This window comes from Microcystis sp. T1-4, assembly GCF_000297435.1.
Classification (GTDB): domain Bacteria; phylum Cyanobacteriota; class Cyanobacteriia; order Cyanobacteriales; family Microcystaceae; genus Microcystis.
Genome location: NZ_CAIP01000185.1, coordinates 1 through 18,807 on the forward strand (window position 1 = coordinate 1; position 18,807 = coordinate 18,807).

The 18,807-nt window shown below is 43.8% G+C and carries 16 protein-coding genes and 2 pseudogenes; 9 read left to right on the forward strand and 9 right to left on the reverse strand.

The annotated features are described in order from the left end of the window. The 6 genes and pseudogenes from MICAI_RS11430 to MICAI_RS11455 all read left to right on the forward strand — a co-directional run. Positions 1-281, forward strand: a pseudogene (locus MICAI_RS11430) (cation:proton antiporter); the annotation flags it as partial. After that, positions 278-661 carry a Na+/H+ antiporter subunit E gene (locus MICAI_RS11435; RefSeq protein ID WP_008201856.1) on the forward strand — a complete coding sequence of 128 codons (384 nt, stop codon included), beginning with the start codon at positions 278-280 and terminating at the stop codon, positions 659-661. The pseudogene MICAI_RS11430 and the gene MICAI_RS11435, both read left to right, overlap by 4 nt. After that, positions 658-909, forward strand: a complete 252-nt coding sequence (locus MICAI_RS11440) for a hypothetical protein (RefSeq protein ID WP_008201858.1) — start codon at positions 658-660, stop codon at positions 907-909. The genes MICAI_RS11435 and MICAI_RS11440 overlap by 4 nt, the downstream gene beginning before the upstream one ends. Continuing rightward, complete coding sequence (locus tag MICAI_RS11445) at positions 906-1,175, forward strand: monovalent cation/H(+) antiporter subunit G (RefSeq protein ID WP_002752066.1); 270 nt, start codon at positions 906-908, stop codon at positions 1,173-1,175. The genes MICAI_RS11440 and MICAI_RS11445 overlap by 4 nt, the downstream gene beginning before the upstream one ends. Positions 1,176-1,183: 8 nt before the next feature. Further along, entirely contained in the window at positions 1,184-1,726 is a 543-nt protein-coding gene (locus MICAI_RS11450; RefSeq protein WP_008201860.1) for a DUF4040 domain-containing protein, read from the forward strand. After that, positions 1,726-2,388, forward strand: coding sequence for a Na(+)/H(+) antiporter subunit B (locus tag MICAI_RS11455; protein ID WP_008201880.1), 663 nt, complete (start codon positions 1,726-1,728; stop codon positions 2,386-2,388). Before MICAI_RS11450 ends, MICAI_RS11455 begins: the two co-directional genes overlap by 1 nt. A 322-nt stretch (positions 2,389-2,710) precedes the next feature. On the opposite strand, the gene MICAI_RS11460 is transcribed toward MICAI_RS11455, so the two are convergent. Next, positions 2,711-4,882 (reverse strand): EF-hand domain-containing protein, encoded by a 2,172-nt coding sequence (locus tag MICAI_RS11460; protein ID WP_039900032.1) that lies wholly within the window; start codon positions 4,880-4,882, stop codon positions 2,711-2,713. Between the two features lie 388 nt (positions 4,883-5,270). Between MICAI_RS11460 and lepB the strand changes: the two genes are divergently transcribed. Continuing rightward, on the forward strand, positions 5,271-5,873 hold the full coding sequence (gene lepB, locus MICAI_RS11470) for a signal peptidase I (protein WP_008201884.1): 603 nt from the start codon (positions 5,271-5,273) through the stop codon (positions 5,871-5,873). Between the two features lie 53 nt (positions 5,874-5,926). On the opposite strand, the gene MICAI_RS11475 is transcribed toward lepB, so the two are convergent. The 3 genes from MICAI_RS11475 to MICAI_RS11485 form a co-directional block, all read right to left on the reverse strand. Beyond that, positions 5,927-6,898 (reverse strand): ribose-phosphate pyrophosphokinase, encoded by a 972-nt coding sequence (locus MICAI_RS11475; RefSeq protein ID WP_008201886.1) that lies wholly within the window; start codon positions 6,896-6,898, stop codon positions 5,927-5,929. 204 nt (positions 6,899-7,102) lie between these two features. Further along, positions 7,103-8,896 (reverse strand): translational GTPase TypA, encoded by a 1,794-nt coding sequence (gene typA, locus MICAI_RS11480; protein WP_008201888.1) that lies wholly within the window; start codon positions 8,894-8,896, stop codon positions 7,103-7,105. 164 nt (positions 8,897-9,060) lie between these two features. After that, positions 9,061-9,765 carry a DUF1997 domain-containing protein gene (locus MICAI_RS11485; RefSeq protein WP_008201890.1) on the reverse strand — a complete coding sequence of 235 codons (705 nt, stop codon included), beginning with the start codon at positions 9,763-9,765 and terminating at the stop codon, positions 9,061-9,063. A 124-nt stretch (positions 9,766-9,889) separates the two neighbouring features. Between MICAI_RS11485 and MICAI_RS11490 the strand changes: the two genes are divergently transcribed. Next, positions 9,890-10,549: an SDR family oxidoreductase gene (locus MICAI_RS11490; protein WP_008201892.1), complete on the forward strand. Its 660-nt coding sequence runs from the start codon at positions 9,890-9,892 to the stop codon at positions 10,547-10,549. Positions 10,550-10,556: 7 nt separating this feature from the next. Here MICAI_RS11490 and MICAI_RS27870 read toward each other — a convergent pair. The 4 genes and pseudogenes from MICAI_RS27870 to MICAI_RS11505 form a co-directional block, all read right to left on the reverse strand. Further along, positions 10,557-10,823 (reverse strand): annotated as a pseudogene (locus MICAI_RS27870) (Uma2 family endonuclease); the annotation flags it as partial. Between the two features lie 743 nt (positions 10,824-11,566). Next, positions 11,567-12,613 carry a class 1 fructose-bisphosphatase gene (gene fbp, locus MICAI_RS11495; RefSeq protein WP_008201893.1) on the reverse strand — a complete coding sequence of 349 codons (1,047 nt, stop codon included), beginning with the start codon at positions 12,611-12,613 and terminating at the stop codon, positions 11,567-11,569. A 179-nt stretch (positions 12,614-12,792) separates the two neighbouring features. Further along, positions 12,793-13,575 carry a DUF3153 domain-containing protein gene (locus MICAI_RS11500; protein ID WP_008201894.1) on the reverse strand — a complete coding sequence of 261 codons (783 nt, stop codon included), beginning with the start codon at positions 13,573-13,575 and terminating at the stop codon, positions 12,793-12,795. 2 nt (positions 13,576-13,577) lie between these two features. Then, positions 13,578-15,830 (reverse strand): ribonuclease R family protein, encoded by a 2,253-nt coding sequence (locus MICAI_RS11505; RefSeq protein WP_008201895.1) that lies wholly within the window; start codon positions 15,828-15,830, stop codon positions 13,578-13,580. Positions 15,831-16,251: 421 nt separating this feature from the next. Between MICAI_RS11505 and MICAI_RS11510 the strand changes: the two genes are divergently transcribed. Further along, positions 16,252-17,073 carry a hypothetical protein gene (locus MICAI_RS11510; protein ID WP_008201896.1) on the forward strand — a complete coding sequence of 274 codons (822 nt, stop codon included), beginning with the start codon at positions 16,252-16,254 and terminating at the stop codon, positions 17,071-17,073. 302 nt (positions 17,074-17,375) lie between these two features. Here MICAI_RS11510 and MICAI_RS23795 read toward each other — a convergent pair whose 3' ends face one another. Beyond that, the gene (locus MICAI_RS23795) at positions 17,376-18,668 is read right to left on the reverse strand and encodes a DUF4377 domain-containing protein (protein WP_008201899.1); all 1,293 of its coding nucleotides are present in this window, start codon (positions 18,666-18,668) and stop codon (positions 17,376-17,378) included. Positions 18,669-18,807 lie beyond the last annotated feature (139 nt).

The following is an 18,807-nucleotide window of genomic DNA, read 5'->3' on the forward strand; positions in this document are numbered from 1 at the left end:
ACGCCGGTGGCGAAAGTAAACAGAAGCTAACTATCGGTTTCTGGACAGCAATAATTCTGCTCCTTGCCGCCCTATTTTTATCCAATGCCGTCTATGTTGAAGCTTATAATCTCCCCAATATTATCAAAGCTTTAGCGGTCATCGGTGCTGGGTGGTGGTTATATCTGGGAGTTTTCAAAAAGTTATCCCTAAAATTATCGCGAGCTTGGGAACAATTTGATAATCTCGTCGGTATGATGAGTATAATGTTAGTTTTATTATTTTGGATGGTCTTAGCATGATCGGACATATAATTCTGCGTTTAACTATGTGGTTTTTACTCACGGCTAATTTTACCCCCGCTAATATTATGATCGGGGTGGCTATTGCTTTTCTTTTGCCCCGTAATTTCGCCTCTAGCGAAACTTTAGGCGATTGGTTAAAGGTAATAATTAAAGTCTTTATAGCTATTCCCCAAGCTTATAAAGAAGCGTTTGAAATCATCTTTCGTCCCCACAAAGAAGAAGAAATTATTTTAGAGAGAATTTCGGGTAAACGTTCACCCAGATTAGCTTTTTGGGATATATTTCTCATTACCTTTACCCCGAAAACTATCGTCACCGAATACAAGGAAAATGAAGGTTATGAAGTTCATGTAATTAAACGGAGTAACCAGGGATGAATATTATTCTCATTGCCATGATTGTCGCCCTATTAATTCCCCTTTATGAAGTGGCAAGAAATGATGACATCTGGCAAAAAATGGCCGCCTTTGCCAGTGCTTCCAGTAAATCATCGATTATTATTCTAGTGGTGTCAGTTCTGCGGGATGATTGGATGATTGGAGTGGTAGCAGTGATTATTCTCAGTGTCGGTAATGCTGGATTTATGTTATTAGCACAAATTCTTAAACGATTGAACGAATCATGATTGACATTTTCAGTTATATCTGCATCGCTATCGGAGTGTTTTTCTGGTTTTGGGGAACGGCGCATCTTTTAGACAAGCGCTCGGTATTATATAAATTACATGGTCTATCTGTCGCTGATACCTTGGGTTCTATGGCGATTATTTTCGGGCTACTTTTGAAAGTTCCCCAAAATTGGCCTTTATTATTATTGGCAATAATTTCCCTAGCAATTTGGAACACCATGTTAGGCTACGTTTTAGCTTATACTTCTAGCGATCGAGAGTAGAATTAAAGATGAATGAAAGTTATCTCTATGTTATTGTTGCCCTCTTGCCTTTAACTGCGGCGATGGTGATGTTACAATCTAATCCCTACCAAGCTTTAGTAATTCGCGGGGTTTTAGGGGCAATAGCCGCTTTAGTTTATGCTTTATTAGGGGCGGCAGATGTATCTTTAACCGAAGCTTTGATGGGAACCATGTTAGCCGTAACTCTCTACGCGGTGGCGATTCGTTCCTCTTTAGTGATGCGTTTAGGAGTAATTGCCGAGGAAACCGATACAGTTTTAGAACAGTTAAAAACTCAACTACAAACGGTTTTAAGTAAGCGTTTTATGCGTTTAGAATTAGTTGCCTACAGTGATAAACAAGCTTTGCAACAGGCACTTAGGGATAAAGATGTTCATGCCGTCTGTATCCGTCAAGACAATCCAGAAACCATCCCCTACGAAACCACAATTAGATTACCCTATCTCTACGATATTTTTAAAAATGAATTAACGGCAGCAAACACGATTTTAACCTGTATTGAAACCCCCAAATTAGAGGAGAAACACTAATGAAATGGATTTACACTCTAGCCGCCATTGCCTTCGCTGTCAAAATGGTAATTATTCCCAATACTGCTTCCTCTATATCATCCTTAGAAATTGTTGAATCCCTAGTGCGCGACGGCGGTGTTCCTAATGCGGTTTCGGTGGTTATTTTTCGTAATCGTCTTTACGATACCATCTATGAAGTGATTGTTTTTACCATTGCCATTATGGGGGCGAATTTTCTTCTAGCCACCGAAAAACCCGCCAGTAAAATCCATCAATTTACCGACCAACCTTCAATTATTTTAGCCCGTTTGGGGGCAACAATTGCCGCTTTAGTGGGCATTGAATTAGCTATCCGCGGACATTTAAGTCCGGGGGGAGGTTTTGCCGCCGGAGTCGCCGGAGGTACGGCAATTGGTTTAATAGCCATTACCTCGTCTCCCGAATGGATGCAAGCAATTTATCGCCGTTGGCAAGCGGCAACATGGGAGAAAATTTCCGTCTTAGTTTTTATTGTTTTAGCCGCCATTACTCTCTCAGGATTTGAGTTACCCCACGGGGAATTAGGAGCGCTATTTAGTGGCGGTATTTTACCGATACTAAATATTTTAGTCGCCGTTAAAGTAGCTTTAGGTTCCTGGGCAGTAATCCTCGTTTTTATCCGCTATCGCGGTTTATTGTGAAGCGTAGATGGACAAATAGAAATAAAGTTGCTTAAAAAAGCTTGACAAAATCCCTCAACTTGCCTTATACTTTCTAGTATAATGGGAATCCTTGCCTGCCTGCGAACAGCTATTTTTTAAAAGAATTAAAGGAGTCAGGGAAAATAAAGGCTCTCCCAGCTTTGGTGGGTAAAATGTATTCTAAGATACATTTCTCAAGAGCGAGGGGGTGGAACGAACCACAAAGACACAAAGGACACAAAGATCGATCGATCCTATGTCAATTAAACTTATCACACAGAACCTAGAAGAGCCAAATAAAGACTCCTTCGTTGAAGACAGTTTATTTGTGGAATTGGTGGAGTAGATCGCGAAATTCCGGAAAACTAATCTGATTATCGCGACTTGTATCGGCCTGCTGTAACATAGCTTCGATTTCCTTGTCTGTCACCCCCGGTTCGATCGCCTGAAGACAAGCTTTTAACTCCTCAAGGCTAATTTGTCCAGAGCTATCACTATCGAATAGCTGGAATCTTTCCAATAAAATCCTCTCCTGTTGCTCACGATCGCTATCACTACTAAAAGATAGACGATCGAAGACCTGAAAAGCGCGGGCGATATTTTGCCATAATTGACGGGCCAGAGGACGATGGAGAATCGTTTCCTCCTCCTGACGAGTAACTCCGTACTCCCGACGCAAAGACTCGACAGTTTCCGTTTCCGCGGCCGGCAATTCCGTCAATAAATGCTCGATCGCCTCCCTGGAACTCTTACCGGTTAACACTTCCAGCAATTCCGATCCCACCTTGCGATCGGGGTCTTTTTTCCAAGTCACCAAGAGACTTTCCAACAAAGCATCGCGATAACTCTGCAAACGTAACCAATCCTCGCGACTATACTGCTTTTCCGGATCGAGAAGTTCGGCCGATTCCACACCCAACTCCGTTAGAATTGCTTGATGTTCTGCCTCGGTAATCGTCAACTCTAGGCGCATTTGTTGGAGGATTTCGAGGCTGTGGCCGAAGTCAGTATATCCCTCCTCCAAAGCCTCTTTTAACACGGCTTTATAGGCTTTTAAACACTTCTGGTGCGTGAAATCTGGCAGTATCTTGGCTAACACATACACCTCATCCGCGTCCAAAGTTTCCAGCGATCGCCCATCGAGATATTTAGCCGTATCGAGACCCAGTTTACCCAACTGTTTACGCAATTTTCCTGCTAGTCCTTCCCGTTGGTAACGACTCGGATCCCTTATCCAAGTACGATATAACCATAAACTACTCAAAACAGCCGCTAAAATACTAGCGAAATAATGCCAAAATTTTGGCAAAAGATTAATAAAAGGACGACCACCGAAAATAAAGAAGAAATTGAAAATCAGAAAAGTTCCGAAAGTAAAGACTCGATGACGGATAATTTCGGTCGGTAAGGGCGACTTTTTGCGAATTCTATCGACTTTATAGGCATTTTCAACTTTTTTACCGAGAAAATAACCCAAAAAAGTGCAGATTGCCAAAGTTAAGGGAACAGCTACCAACCTCGGAATCGCAATTGCCTGACCAGCAAGATAAAAACCCGGTTTAAAGAGGGATTCTAGCTGATTTTCGTCGTGCGCCCAAGCTCCAGAGAAATAATAGTCCCAATTGCCAGCATAGAGATAATAATAGATAAAATAGCCAAAAACTAAGCCAAAATAACCGTAATAAAGCCATTGGCGATCGCTCTTAGTAATCCCATCCCAATAGGATCTTTCCGCATCGATATCGATACAGGGACTCTGACAGGCAACACAGGCACTTTGTTCGCTACCATCTTCATGGACAATACGACACATAGATTGAGTAATCCCACCGCGACTGTCTTCGTGAGCGGTACTATTTAGTAAACCCCTCGGTTCACCGTAAATCCTTTCCACTGGACTCATGGGACAGAAATAGTTACACCAAGATTTGCCCCCATACCAATAACCCACAAAGATCGCCACTAGAATAGTAAAGATTAAAAAGCTGCCTAAGACTAAGCGATCGGAATTATAAAAAAGAATCCGTCCGCATAAACCCAAAAATAACAGACTTAATTGTAGATAGAGATAATTCCGAGCTAACCAAGAGTTTTTCGGCACTTTATAGATTTCAGAGCGGACTTTCCCCGATTTATCGGTCTGTTTTTTCTGACGCTGTTTACCCAAAGCACGCGGTATTTGAGAAAGAAAGGATAAAGGACAGATACGCCGCCAGAGTTCGTGACCTAATACTAATAGGATAAAAACACCACTAGGAACCACTATTCCCCAAAAAATCGGCGCACCTAACTGATAGGAGGATTGGGGTAGGCAAACTTCCTGGACTTTAATGCACAGATCGGGATCCACTCTCAGGGGACTAGAAAGATTGTTAGTATCGGTTAATTTTGCCGAAATCGGGTCAAAAAACAGAGAAAATATCAGAATTAACCAAGCGATGGTCAGAACCCATCGCAAATAGTGCATCGAGCGTTCGGGAATTTGTGCAAACATATACATAAATCTGAGTCAAGCCGCTTTGCTAAAATAATATCCAAGTTTCCAATCGATCATTGTTTCCAATCGATCATTCGGGAATTTTTGTAAACATCCCAGCGGGTGAAAATGCAGTGGACTAATAACACCAGGCAACAAAGTCAAGCCCCCCGCGTCCAGGATGGTACTAGGACGAGTCTCGATCTCGTCAGCAATGGGACTAATCCTACCCTTTTCCACCTCCGAGGAAATTCCCCTTCCAGCAGCAGAATGCGGCCTTGACAAAATAACAGTGATCCGGTAGATGTATGGGGATTGTCTTAAAATATTATCTACGCTGCTACTATCACTAGACTAGAACATTAAAGAGCGTATTGGCTTAATCCTTCTCAAAAGTTTAAATTCTATGGCTGAAAGCTTGAACCATAAATCCGAAAAACCCTCTCCTCCTCCCGTCCCCCAAGAAAACCCTTGGCTAGAAGCAGTTAAAACCATTGTCACGGCTGGAATTTTGGCTTTTGGTATCCGCACTTTTGTGGCCGAGGCCCGTTATATTCCCTCTTCTTCCATGGAACCCACTCTCCAGATTAATGATCGCCTCATTATCGAGAAAGTTAGCTATCATTTTCATAAGCCAGAACGGGGTGATATAGTGGTTTTTAGTCCGACAGCCGCTCTCAAAGCTCAAAATTTTCAGGATGCTTTTATTAAACGGGTGATTGGACTGCCGGGGGATAAGGTGGAAGTCAAAAACGGTCTAGTTTACGTCAACGGTAAAGTTTTAGCGGAAAAGTATATCGCCGAAGAACCTAATTATGCTTACGGACCGGTGACAGTTCCCCCCGATCAATATCTGGTTTTGGGCGATAATCGCAATAATAGTTATGATTCCCACGCTTGGGGCTTCGTTCCCCGGGAAAACTTAATCGGTCGCGCCGTGGTGCGTTTTTGGCCCTTTAATCGTCTGGGAGGACTTGACAACCCCGACGCTGCCACAAATCAGAATTAATGTCAAGAAAATAAATATAAAAATTCCCCCTAAAACTAGGGGGATTCGGCCATCTATTTAAACATATTACTCACGGAATTGTCCTCATGGATGCGCCATATTGCCTCACCCAGAATCGGGGCAACCGGCAAGACTTTCAGTTGCGGGAAAAAATGGTCTTGCGGCACGGGAATCGTGTTAGTAACGATCACCTCCTCGACTATGCCACTGGATAAACGCTCGATCGCAGGACCAGAAAAAACCGGATGGGTGGCACAAGCATAAACCTGTCGCGCCCCCTTGGCTTTCAGTAACTGCGCCCCTTGAGCGATCGTACCAGCCGTATCGATCATATCATCGACTAAAACCGCCGTTTTATCCTTAACATCGCCGATCAAGTTCATCACTTCCGCCACATTATGGGTTTGCCGGCGTTTATCAATAATTGCTAGGGGAGCATCACTGAGTTTTTTGGCAAAAGCCCGCGCCCTGGCCACCCCACCCACATCGGGAGAGACGACGACGATATCGGGTAATTGTTTACTGAGAAGATAGTCCACCACCACCGGGGAACCGTAAACGTGATCGAAGGGAATATCGAAATAACCTTGAATTTGGGACGAATGCAAATCCATGGCCAACACGCGACTTGCCCCCGCTTCCGTGATCAGATTAGCCACCAGTTTAGCGGCGATCGATTCCCGGCCGGCGGTTTTGCGATCAGCGCGAGCATAACCATAATAGGGAATTACGGCGGTAATTTGTCGGGCAGAAGCACGACGACAGGCATCAATCATGATTAACAATTCCATCAAATGATCGTTGACGGGATTGCAACAGGGTTGAATTAAATAGACATCGCAGCCCCGGATCGATTCCTGAATCTGGATGTACAATTCACCATCGGCGAAACGTTTACGAATCATCGGACCCACATCCATGCCCAGATAACGGGCTACCTCTTGGGCAAGAGAGACATTAGCGGATCCCGAAAAGAGACGAAGACGATTGCTGTCCGACGCGGCGGGAAACATCGGATGTCGCATCAAAGTAGCAGAATAGCTCACAGCAGATTCTTTACCCTCAAACTCAAGGCACTTTTTTCTATCATCTCAGTTTTGTTGAAAATCTGAGTGGATTTCTTTGTTAGATCTCAATCATAACCAATTACCGATCATCTTCGAGCCATTGCTGCCCCTTTTAGCAGCAACGGCCATGGCAAAATTGCCGCCAGATTTTGTCAAAACCGATTAACGTTTGGCTAACTTTTTCACCGGTAATTTACGCAGACGGATCGATTTCGGGGTAATTTCTACCAACTCATCCGGTCCGATGTATTCGAGGGCGCGTTCGAGACTCATATCCACGGGGGATTGTAACTGAACCAATTCATCCCCGGTGGCGGAACGATGGTTAGTTAACTGTTTAGTTTTGCAGATATTGATCTCCACGTCTTGGGGCCGGTTGCTTTCGCCGATAATCATGTTTTTATACACTTTTGTCCCAGGAGTAATAAAGAATACCCCCCGGTCCTCGGCGTTTTTGAGGGCGTAGAAAGTGGCCACTCCCTCCTCAAAGGCAGTAATCACGCCATTATAACGGGTGGCTAATTCCCCGGAGAAAGGACGATATTCCAGAAAACTATGGTTCATAATCCCCTCACCGCGACTCAGACGGATAAATTCCCCCCGGAAACCGATTAAACCTCGGGACGGAATCACGAATTCCAATTGAGTACGGCCATTGCTGCCCGTCTGCATATCCTGCATTTCCCCTTTCCGTTGGCCGAGACGTTCGATACTGGAACCCACCGCTTCTTCGGGTACATCTAAAACGAGGTATTCGTAGGGTTCGCAGGGTTGACCGTTAATTTCCCGATAGATAACCTGCGGCTGCGACACTTGGAATTCGTAGCCTTCCCGACGCATGGTTTCGATGAGAATGCCTAAATGCAGTTCTCCCCGGCCCGAAACCAGGAATTTCTCGGCGGAATCACTTTCTTCCACCCGTAGGGCGACGTTAGTTTCTAATTCTCGCATCAGACGATCGCGAATTTGCCGCGAGGTGACAAAAGTGCCTTCCTGACCGGCGAAGGGAGAATCGTTCACCGAGAAGGTCATTTGTAGGGTCGGTTCATCGACTTTAATTAGGGGTAAAGCTTGCGGGTCATCGGCTAAAGTTACCGTTTCCCCGATGTTAGCGTCAGCAAAACCAGCCACAGCAACGATATTACCAGCACTGGCCTCGTTTAGTTCCACCCGTTTAAGGCCCTCAAAACCAAGAAGTTTTGTTATTTTCCCCTTGACAATTGCGCCCGTATCCTTTACTAAAGCGGCCTGTTGACCGGCTTTAATTACGCCGTTATGGATGCGGCCGATAACGATGCGTCCTAAGTATTCCGAGTAATCGAGGGTGGTTACTTGCAGCTGTAGGGGTTTGTTAACGTCCCCGGCCGGTGGTGGAACGTGGTGTAAAATCGCCTCAAACAGGGGCTGCATATCTTTGTCTTCGTCTTCGAGGCTTTCTTTGGCGAATCCTTGCATCCCGGAAGCGAACAGAGTAGTAAAATCACATTGGTCGTCATCGGCGCCCAGTTCCACAAACAGATCGAAAACTTTGTCCACGGCTAGGTTAGGATCGACATTAGGGCGATCGATTTTATTAACCACGACAATCGGTCTTAATCCCTTTTCTAGGGCTTTTTTCAGCACAAAACGGGTTTGGGGCATCGGCCCTTCGTTAGCATCGACAATCAGGATACAACCGTCCACCATACCTAAAACCCGTTCCACTTCGCCACCAAAGTCGGCGTGACCGGGAGTATCGACGATGTTAATCAGGGTGTCTTTGTAACGAACGGCGGTGTTTTTGGCCAGAATGGTGATACCGCGTTCTCTTTCGAGGTCATTGGAATCCATGACGCAGGTGGGTACATCTTCCCCTTCTCGAAAGATTCCCGACTGTTTGAGGAGTGCATCGACGAGGGTGGTTTTCCCGTGGTCAACGTGAGCAATGATAGCAACGTTACGGATAGGCAGAGACATAAAATATTGAAGTAGTCTTAGGTTTATTTTTACAAGTAAACATTTCTTAATAATTCTAGCTTAGACTGACCAGCACCGTTAGCAAATCTTTATTTTTCCTTGGTTTCCCATCAGCAAGCTCTACTGCTTACTGTTGACAGACACAGCAACAGGCCCCCCAAATACTAGGCAAGCAGCCCCCCCTCGCAAGAGTCGAGACGATAGAAAAGACGACTGGAGGCGGGGGGTAGGGGTAAATTGAAGCTAGAGTGAAAATCCTCTTGAACTTTATAGGTTAACCGGGGGGAAACTTGGCGAACAATTTGCGTCAACAGTTTATCACCGGTTTTTTGGAGAATTGAACGGGGAATCTTATAAATAAACTTGGGAAACTTAACCATAACATCCATATGCAGTTCCCAGGTGACTTGGGTGATAACCGCCGGAATATCCCGTCCCTGTTGCCGAAAAATTGCCTCAATTTCCTGACTAGGAGAAGATAGCGGCATTTCCTCTAGTTTCATAATTGCCTGATAATCCACTAGATAGCCCGAAAACGGTTGATCGGGAATGGGGACACTGCGAGTATGATAGACTCCATTGACGGGAAGTTCCAGAACCACAGCGATTTTCGGCTCCAGTTCATAGCCAAAAGCTCCATATTTACCGATGGTGATAATATAACCATTGTCACCGAAGGGCAGAGTTTTCATCGGTTCGGCACAACGACAAAACCAACCTTCGTGCGCGCCCAGATAATCGGCAACCTTGTCCTGATTGCTATACATATCCATACATCCGGCAAAACGGGTTTGAAAACCGAGAAATTGATTGTCTTCTTTGACTTCTACAGATTTGCGAGCTAGGGAGTTAATGGGGGGACACTGCATGACTTATAAACCTGGAAAATGATACTGTTAGAAAAAGTTGGCGATTAACCGCCAAAGGATCAGGGAAATTTGTAGAATTGAGATTAGTGTAACGTATTGTTAAAAGCTATTTGGTCAAGAAGCGATGAAAGCATTTGTAGCAGGAGCCACAGGGGAAACGGGACGGCGAATCGTTGCCCAATTAGTCGAACGTCAGATTCCCGTGCGCGCTTTGGTGAGAAACCGCGAGAAAGCGGCGGAAATTTTGCCAGCAGGGGTGGAAATCGTCGTCGGAGATGTCCAACAGGCCGATAAGTTAGAGGCACTAATCGCTGATTGTAGCGTTTTGCTATGCGCCACGGGAGCCAGACCGAGCTTTAATCCCACGGAACCTTTGTTAGTGGACTACTTGGGAACTAAAAATCTCATCGATGCCGCCAAAAAGAAAGGAATCGAGCATTTTGTTCTGGTTACTTCCCTCTGTGTATCTAACTTTTTCCATCCCCTCAATCTCTTTTGGTTAATTTTATTCTGGAAAAAACAAGCGGAAGCCTATTTAATCAATAGTGGACTAACCTACACGATTGTGCGCCCCGGCGGCCTTAAAAACGAGGATAATCTTAATGCCATTAAAATGTCATCCGCTGATACCCTTTCTGAGGGCAATATTCCCCGCACGAAAGTGGCCTCGGTTTGCGTAGAATCCCTATTTTATCCCGCCGCTAACAATAAAATTCTCGAAATTGTTGCCCCCTCAGACGCTCCCAATCTCGATTGGTCACAGTTGTTTCAAAGTGTCACCTAAACAGTAATCAGTGAACAGTAATCAGTAAACAGTGATCAGTAATCAGTAAACAGTGAACTGATAACTCAAATCTGGAAACTAAAAACTTATATCTGTTAACGGATAAATGATAACTGATAATGGCGATAGTTCAATCACTAAAATAAACAAAGATAATCTCTTCTTCAGGGTCGATTAACCAACCCACTTGAGTGCCGTGATCTAGACAATAAAGGATATTTTTAACAACTTTAGTCTGATTTTGATCGGGAGAGAGAATTTCAATCAGCCAGTCATACTCAATCCGTTGAGTATAGGCTACATATCAGGAAAGGATAATGCCAGGTTTTGAGAGTCCCAATCCGATTTTCGCAGCATGAACATCGGATTCTAACAGGTCAAAAGCCTTATTTTAAAAGGGTTTTACCATTATTCAGCCAACCCTACTTAGCTTGAAATTATCTTCTCATTGGTTGATATTCAAGAGGGAGCATCCCACTTTTGCAATAAGAAATTGTACTTAGATGCGAAATGCTTAGATGGCAAGCCTTTTCGGGAGTTCATAGATTTTTAACGGTTCTCTAAATTGTGTGATTCAAACCAGAATCGTTACTACAAAAGCCTTCTCCCCCTTCCGAGCATTTATACTCATTACATAATTGGGATGCTCCCAAGGGAGAAACAATTCATCACTTGAGAGTTAATCATACTATTAAAAACGGATTTGGTATGACTCGATAATCAAACATCTTATCTGCTTTTGCTGATACAGGTAGCCTGTACTCAACGGATTTAGTATCAATAAGTAGGTAGGCGTTAAAAGTTGTCAGATCCCCCCGCCTATCGGCACCCCCCTTATCAAGGGGGGCAGGGGGGATCGAACCTAAAATCCATTTTTAATTTAATTATAACCAGCTACTTAAGTACCTAAGCAAAATTAATTACACATATCTAACCACCTCTTGCCTCTTGCCTCTTGCCTATCTTCACTAGGAAATTAATTTTGCACGACTACTTATCTCGAAATAAAACTATAAGTTAAAGTTGATTGCGATGACGGCGATCGGCGATAAAAGACTCCACCAATTTAACATCTTCGACACTACCGATCACTAAAGGTGTGCGGGTGTGTAATTTATCGGGAACGATATCTAGAAGATTTATCACCCCATCACTAGCTTTACCTCCTGCCTGTTCAATTAAAAAAGCAAGGGGTGCAGTTTCATAAATTAAGCGCAATTTCCCCTGGGGATTTTTAACAGTACCAGGATAGAGAAAAACACCGCCCTGCATTAAAATTCGATGGATATCTCCCACTAACGCCCCACTGTAACGGGCCGTGTAACCATCATGGCGGTGGACATAACGGGTATAGTCGCGAATTGCCTCATCCCACTGCCAAAAATTGCCCTCATTGGTACTATAAATCGGACCGTGATCGGGGATAATAATATTCTCTTGGGCGAGGATAAATTCCCCTAAACTGGGGTCAAGGACAAAGGCATGAACACCGCGACCGATCGAGTAAACTAAAATAGTCGAGGGTCCGTAGAGAATATAACCGGCGGCGATTTGTTGACGACCATTTTGCAGTAAATCCCGCGCCTCTCCGTCTAAATCATTGCCTTCCTGTTGACGGATGGCAAAAATCGAACCCACATTTAGGTTAATATCCACATTGGAAGAACCATCGATCGGGTCGTAGAGTAGGGTATAGCGACCGATGGGACAGTTTTCTGGGATATAATAGGGTTTATCCATTTCCTCGGAAGCAAGACGGCAAACTAAACCACTTTGCTTAAAAACCGAGATAAATACCTCATTGGCAAAAACGTCCATTTTCTTGACTGATTCCCCTTGGACGTTGGTTTCTCCAGTAAAACCTAGCACATCCGCCATCAATCCCGCTTTACTGAGACGACGGGCAATTAATTTCCCGGCTAGGGCAATTCGACTCATAATTGCGCTTAAATCCTGCGCGTCGGGGGAAAAGCTTTGTAATTGTTGCAGGACGTGACGGGAGAGGGTGGTACAATCTCGATCGAGGCTATGTTCGGGGATAGAAAAGGGAATATTGCTAACCATAACTGTAATTGCCAGTAATAAAGTAATAAAGGGAAAACCGTCTAGTCTCAATTATGACTATGATTTGATCCTAGCCAAGATTTTCCCTATCGTTGGCCAATTTTTAGATCAGTTTCATAAAGTTGGCCAATCTTTCCCTCATTGATAATTAAATCTCGGTCAATAGTTGCCATCTCAATTTAAGTCGATGGGGATACACCGGGCCAGCGTTTATATTTCAAGTAATAGGCAAAACTTGTTAATAAAACAATAATTACTGTGCCGATACCTAAGTAGTTAGGAACCCAAAAAGCCGCCGCAATGGTGTTAATTTCTCCCGGTTTTAAATGCCAAATTAACTGATTATCAACTTGTTCTACTGGGGGATTTAATCCTGAGTCATCTTCAATATTTTGACCAGGAAAGGGAGTCTTTAAAGCGAAGTCGATAGCGACTAAGGAACCGGGGCTAACGATAATATTTCCCTGTTCGGAAAGTACACCTAAAGCCCGCAAATCAACGGTTAATTTTAAGTTTTTCTGGGTCAAAAAGAAGCAATCTTGTTCTGTAACTGCCAGTTTTGAATCTAGTTGCAGTAACTTGCTATCATCGGTATTAGCAGAATTTTTGATTTTAAAGGAAGAACTAGGATCAAAAAATTGATTGAATTTTTCCTCTAATTCCTGACTATTACTAAAGGGAATAGTCACAATTATTTCCCGTTCGGAAATAGGAGCGGTTTTCCCCTTAAGTAATTTTGCCCTCTGTTCGATACTATTTAACCATTTAGTGGCTTCGGTTTGACTGAGACTGGTTAAACGTTGTCCGAGGGTGATATGTTGAATAATTTCCCCGTGGTGTTGGTGGGGAAAATTAATGCCCACATCGTAACGGACACAGCCGGTTAAAAAGAGAAAAATACCGCATAAAAAGGGCAGAATAAAGCGGGTTTTACCGATTTTTTCGGTGGTTGGTTGATTCATAATTAATCTTCTTCTAAGTCGTCATAACTTGCTGAACTGCCACCGCTAACCGTAACTAGATCGATTTGCTGACGATAATAGTCTACATCTTTTACCTCCACTTCCACCTCATCACCGAGACGATAGGCAACGCGATTTTTCCGTCCTACCAAACAGCTATGACGGGCGCGATATTCGTACCAATCATCCTTGAGAGAAGAAACATGAACCAACCCTTCCACTAATAAATCGGAAATTTCCACGAAGAAACCATAGGATTGTACACCGGTAATTAAGCCGCGAAAAACTTGACCCATTCTTTCTTTCATTTTCTCGGCTTTTTTCAATCCTTCTAGGTCTTTTTCCGCATCTTCAGCAATTTTTGAGCGATCATTGAGATGGGAAACAATGAGGTGACTTTCTTCTTCTAACTCCTCCTGAATTTGGCTTGGTAGAATATTCCAATTAATCTGTCCATGACAGCTATTACTGCCCAAATTAACCCCGACTTTGACGATTTTGCTGCGGCGATCTTTCCCCTCTGTTAATAGGATTTTTAACACCCGTTGTACCCAAAGATCGGCATATCTTTGCAGGGGTGAGAGACAGTGGGTATAATTGCCAGTATAGGCCAAACCAAAATGGGGTAAAGGATGGCTGCTATATCTAACTAATTTGAGAGTTTCTTGCAGGAGATAATTGAGGACTTTCACCGATGTGGAAGCGGAAAAAGTGCGGGTGAGATTTTGATAGTCATTGGGTTTAATCTCCTCCTCGGCAGTTAAATTTAATTCTGCCCCTAAATTATTGGCTAATTTGAGTAAATCCTCCAATTCATCCCAATCCGGTTCCGATTGTCCACAGTAGATACAGGGCAATTTTAAGGCCTGTAAATGTTCAGCGACAACTTTGCCGGCTAAAATCGCCACTTCTGTCAGTAAAGAACGGGCTGGTAAATTATTAGAAGCGAGAACAGTCCCCCCCCGTCCTTCGTCTTTGTAGGGAGAGATTTTGTCTAATTGAATATCAAAACTACCCCGCTGCAGACGTTGGGATTTTAGGGTGGGGCAAACGCTGAAAAATAAATCTTTCAGGGTTTCAACGGTATCGGTGGGGGCAGCTGCGCTATCTTCTTCACTGAGCAGATCGCGCACCTGTTGATAGGTAAAATGTTGATCCACTTGGATGAGGCTGCGGGTGATTTCGTACTCCACTAGCTCCCCCTTATCATCGAGGGTGACGAGGATAGAAATAGCGGGGCGCTGTTCTTGGGGTGACAGGGAACAACGACTGGTAAGGGCAGCTGGAACTAATGGCAGCACTTTTTCGCCTAAATAGACGGCAGTTCCCCGTTTTTTGGCAACTTTATCCAATAATCCACCCCGTTCAATGTAACGGGTGACATCGCTGATATGAATGGCGACTTGCCAGCGATTTTGGTTGATTTTCTCTAAAGAAAAGGCATTTTCAATGATCGGGGGATAATCCAGGGGGGTGTCATCTTCGATGGTAAAGGTGAAGAGTTGGGTTAAATCTCGCAGTTGTTCTTTTTCGCCACTATCGAAGAAATCGGCTAAATTATCGGCAATTTCGAGGGCTTCTGGCGGAAAATTATGGGGTAGATCGTGTTTACAGGAGACGATATCCGTGTCGGCAGCGGCCTCGGCCGTGGAACCGAGAATGCGAGTAACTTTGCCGATGGGAGGCATTTCCCCTAGGGGATAACGGAGGACGGAAACATGAACGAGGTGATCGATGTTTTCTTGGAGGTTTTGACCATTTTCGAGGAGATTAAGGGTAAATTTCAGGCGATCATCCAGGGGAACCGCTACGAACTGCTCATTTTCCTGTTTTACTTGCGCTAGAAGCGAAGGGTTAGCTCGTTCGAGAATTAATCTCACCTCTCCCTCTGGGGAACGACGACGGGTCCCCTCGCGGATGATTTTGACTAAAACTCGATCGCCATTCCAAGCGTTACTTAGATGATTTTTCGAGACGTAGATGTCATCAGCATCTTCGATATCTTGGATAGCAAAGCAAAATTCTTTACTGGAACAGCGCAGCTTTGCTTCTACGATATTTTCCTCGATCACGCGACGATAGCGCCCGCGTTCTTTGACAACCATTCCCAGACGTTCCAAAGCATCGAGAATCACTTGCAATTTTTCACAGCTTTCGGGATCGTCTTCGCAGCCTAATTTTTTTTCGAGAATTTTACCCGTAGCTAATTTATCATCACTAAGATGAGAGAGGAGTGTGGCGATCGAGAAGTCCATCTGACAATAATCCTTACTTACAAGACACTGACGGAATCGTGAATAATTAAGTTTAAATACTTAATAATGAGAAGGTGGATTTAAACCATTGACTCCAGAGATCATCTCTATCGGGGTAATTGCGATCGCTGGTGGTGACAGTGAGGGTAAACTGACCAAGCATCAAACACCCGAACCTACCCTGAGCATTATCGAAGCCTTTGTTAGTATAAGCCAATAGCGAACACCGGCAAACTTTTCGGCCATTGCTCGTCTTTCTGGCGGAAGCTTCAGCCTAGTAGAATCTTCTTACTGTGGGCAAGGCTAATCCTAGCACTGAAAATTTTATCTAACCTTTAATCTTAGCAAGAACTTGCTACATTTTTCCATAATTACGATAGAGTATTCTAATATAAGTACAAAAGAACTCGAAAAAGTCACCATGTTGCAAAAGTTACGCCAACGTTACCCCCAAGTTGCCCTGATTAGTGAGTTAGTTCAAATCGATCATGGCAAGTATATTGTGAAAGCGATCGTGGAAATTGAAGGAAAAACGGTTGTTACAGGTTTAGCAGCAGCAGATACGGTGGAAATCGCCGAAGATAGAGCCAGAGAACGGGCTTTACTGCTTTTAGAGGCTGAAAGCACCCCCGATCTCCAGCTTGTGGAAAAAATCAGCCCCAATAATATTTCTCTACCGGAAGATTTACCTAAACCCGTCCCTAGTGCCAAAAAATCGACTAAAACGGCTAAAGTCACTGAAATACCTCGTCCTGAAGCTAAAATTGAACCAGAATTACCCCAAGTTAAGGATATTCCCCCAGCTAAAATTGAACCAGAATTACCCCAAGTTAAGGATATTCCCCCAGCTAAAATTGAACCAGAATTACCCCAAGTTAAGGATATTCCCCCGGCTAAAATTGAGCCGGAATTACCCGAAGTTAAGGATATTCCTTTACCAGAACCAGAGCCTTTATTATTAGAAACGGAAACCGATAATTACTCCTTATTAACAGAATTGCCAGAAGAAGCGAATTTAACTGAAGAAGAACCCCCAGAACCGGAGCCAGTTGTTGTTATTCCCGAAGAAATCGATTATTCAGTCCTTAAAACTAAAATTGATGTGGAGATGAAACGATTAGCTTGGACCACAGAAAAAGGTCGGGAATACCTGATTTCTACCTATGGCAAAAAGTCACGTTTACTCCTAACTAACGAGGAGTTATTAGAATTTTATAACTACTTATCTAGTATCAGTGCCTAATTACTAAACCTGCTGCATAAATCAAAAATCTTCCCTTAAGTGAGGAGTCTCCGAGCCATTATTCTCCCAGTCAGGAGAAGCAGCAAGAAATAGATTATTTTCTAGCAGTAGAAAAGCGATCTTTTTCGGGAAAATGCGATTAAAAACTCACTTTTGCGGGAGATATAATAAAAAAGGAAGCTATTAACTGCCAGTCTTTTTTTCCCTATCTCACTGATAACTGATAACTGATAACTGATAACTGATAACTGATAACTGATAACTGATAACTGATAACTGATAACTGATAACTGATAACTGAATTAATTTCTCACCGCTTCTGTTTCCGCTTCTTTGGGAACAACCACTGGCAATCCGCTGACTGTTTCAATTTGATAAATAACGCGACTTAATTGGGAAGGACAACAGAGAGGATCCGTGTCTTTATAGCGATTAAAAACGACAATAATTCGATCGCTATTTTGTAAAACAATTCTCTGAGATGCCCCATCAGCGCGAGAATCCATCGGTCGCGGGGAAAGAGTGCCAGCGAATTTACCATCGACAAAAACAAAGTCTTGATAACCCATCGGTCGGCACATTCCATCCACTCCACTCATGGCCGAAATAATGCTAGTTTTCCCATAGGTTTGCACGGCCCCGTACAGTAACCATCCTGCTTTATTAAGTGCTTGTTCATTGGCAGTAATTGCCGGACGAACCTGTTCACGACACTGGTTATCGATCACGGTTTTAACGGGAGATTTTGGGATAGGTGCCTTGGCTTTATTCCAATTAGTTAACGGTCGATCAAACCAAGCTCGCGGAGTCTCTTTTTCTGGGGTTTGGCTAATAACTTCTAATAGTTTCCATGTTTCGGAATTTTGATTATTAGCTGGATTGGAGACGGTTTCAACGCTAACTTTAATTTGATAGAAAAATCCTGGTTTATAATCAAATCCCTCGATACTATTGGCAAACAATCTCCAGTTTTCCTCTGGTTTTTCTCGCATCTGTAAACAGTCTTTGGTTGTGCCTTGGCTGCAGGGTTGTTTCCTAGAATTGATATAAATTGTCTTTTCCGTGCGTGTGGTGGTCGGTGCGGGGGTAAAAGTGAGTATTCCTAAACCTTCGGGAGTACGATAAAATAATTGTAAATCGCCCTTAGCTGTCACTTGGAATTGTTCCACTCCTTGCAAGGCGGCCAGATATTGATTTTCCTGTTTCATCTCCGGTTCCGGACAAGCTTTTTTGGTAGTAGCGATCGCTTGGTTGATCTGAAGCGTGCCATTGTTGACTTGATAGCCGGTATTATACTGGTTGCATCCGGCCGAACCACTGAGGATATTTTTCTGGAAAGCGGCGGTAATTTCCGTTTCTTTGACCAAACTTCCGGCTGTCCAACCCCTTAGTTTCCATCGAGTCCCCTCCAAAGGGGAAGTATTAGCGATCGCCACTTTTGCTGCTAAAGCACAACTTAGGGCAATTGTCAAGAAAATTCCCGTTTTTTTGGCGTTCAAAATTGCTATTCTCCTCGTCAAAGCAACAATTCTATTATGGCTTGGGGCGGTTGCCCGGCGGCCCGGGATAAAGGGTAGAAAAAGACTTTTCCCCATTTCTCGACTCCTTCCCTTGGCTTGATTCTATCAGAGGCCAAGGCCGATAGTCGCCCCCCGATTGCAGAGGTTTTATCGTCCTCCAATGGTCAAAAGTTGACCCTGGTTCATCCTAAGCAGTATAATAAAAACCTTGAGC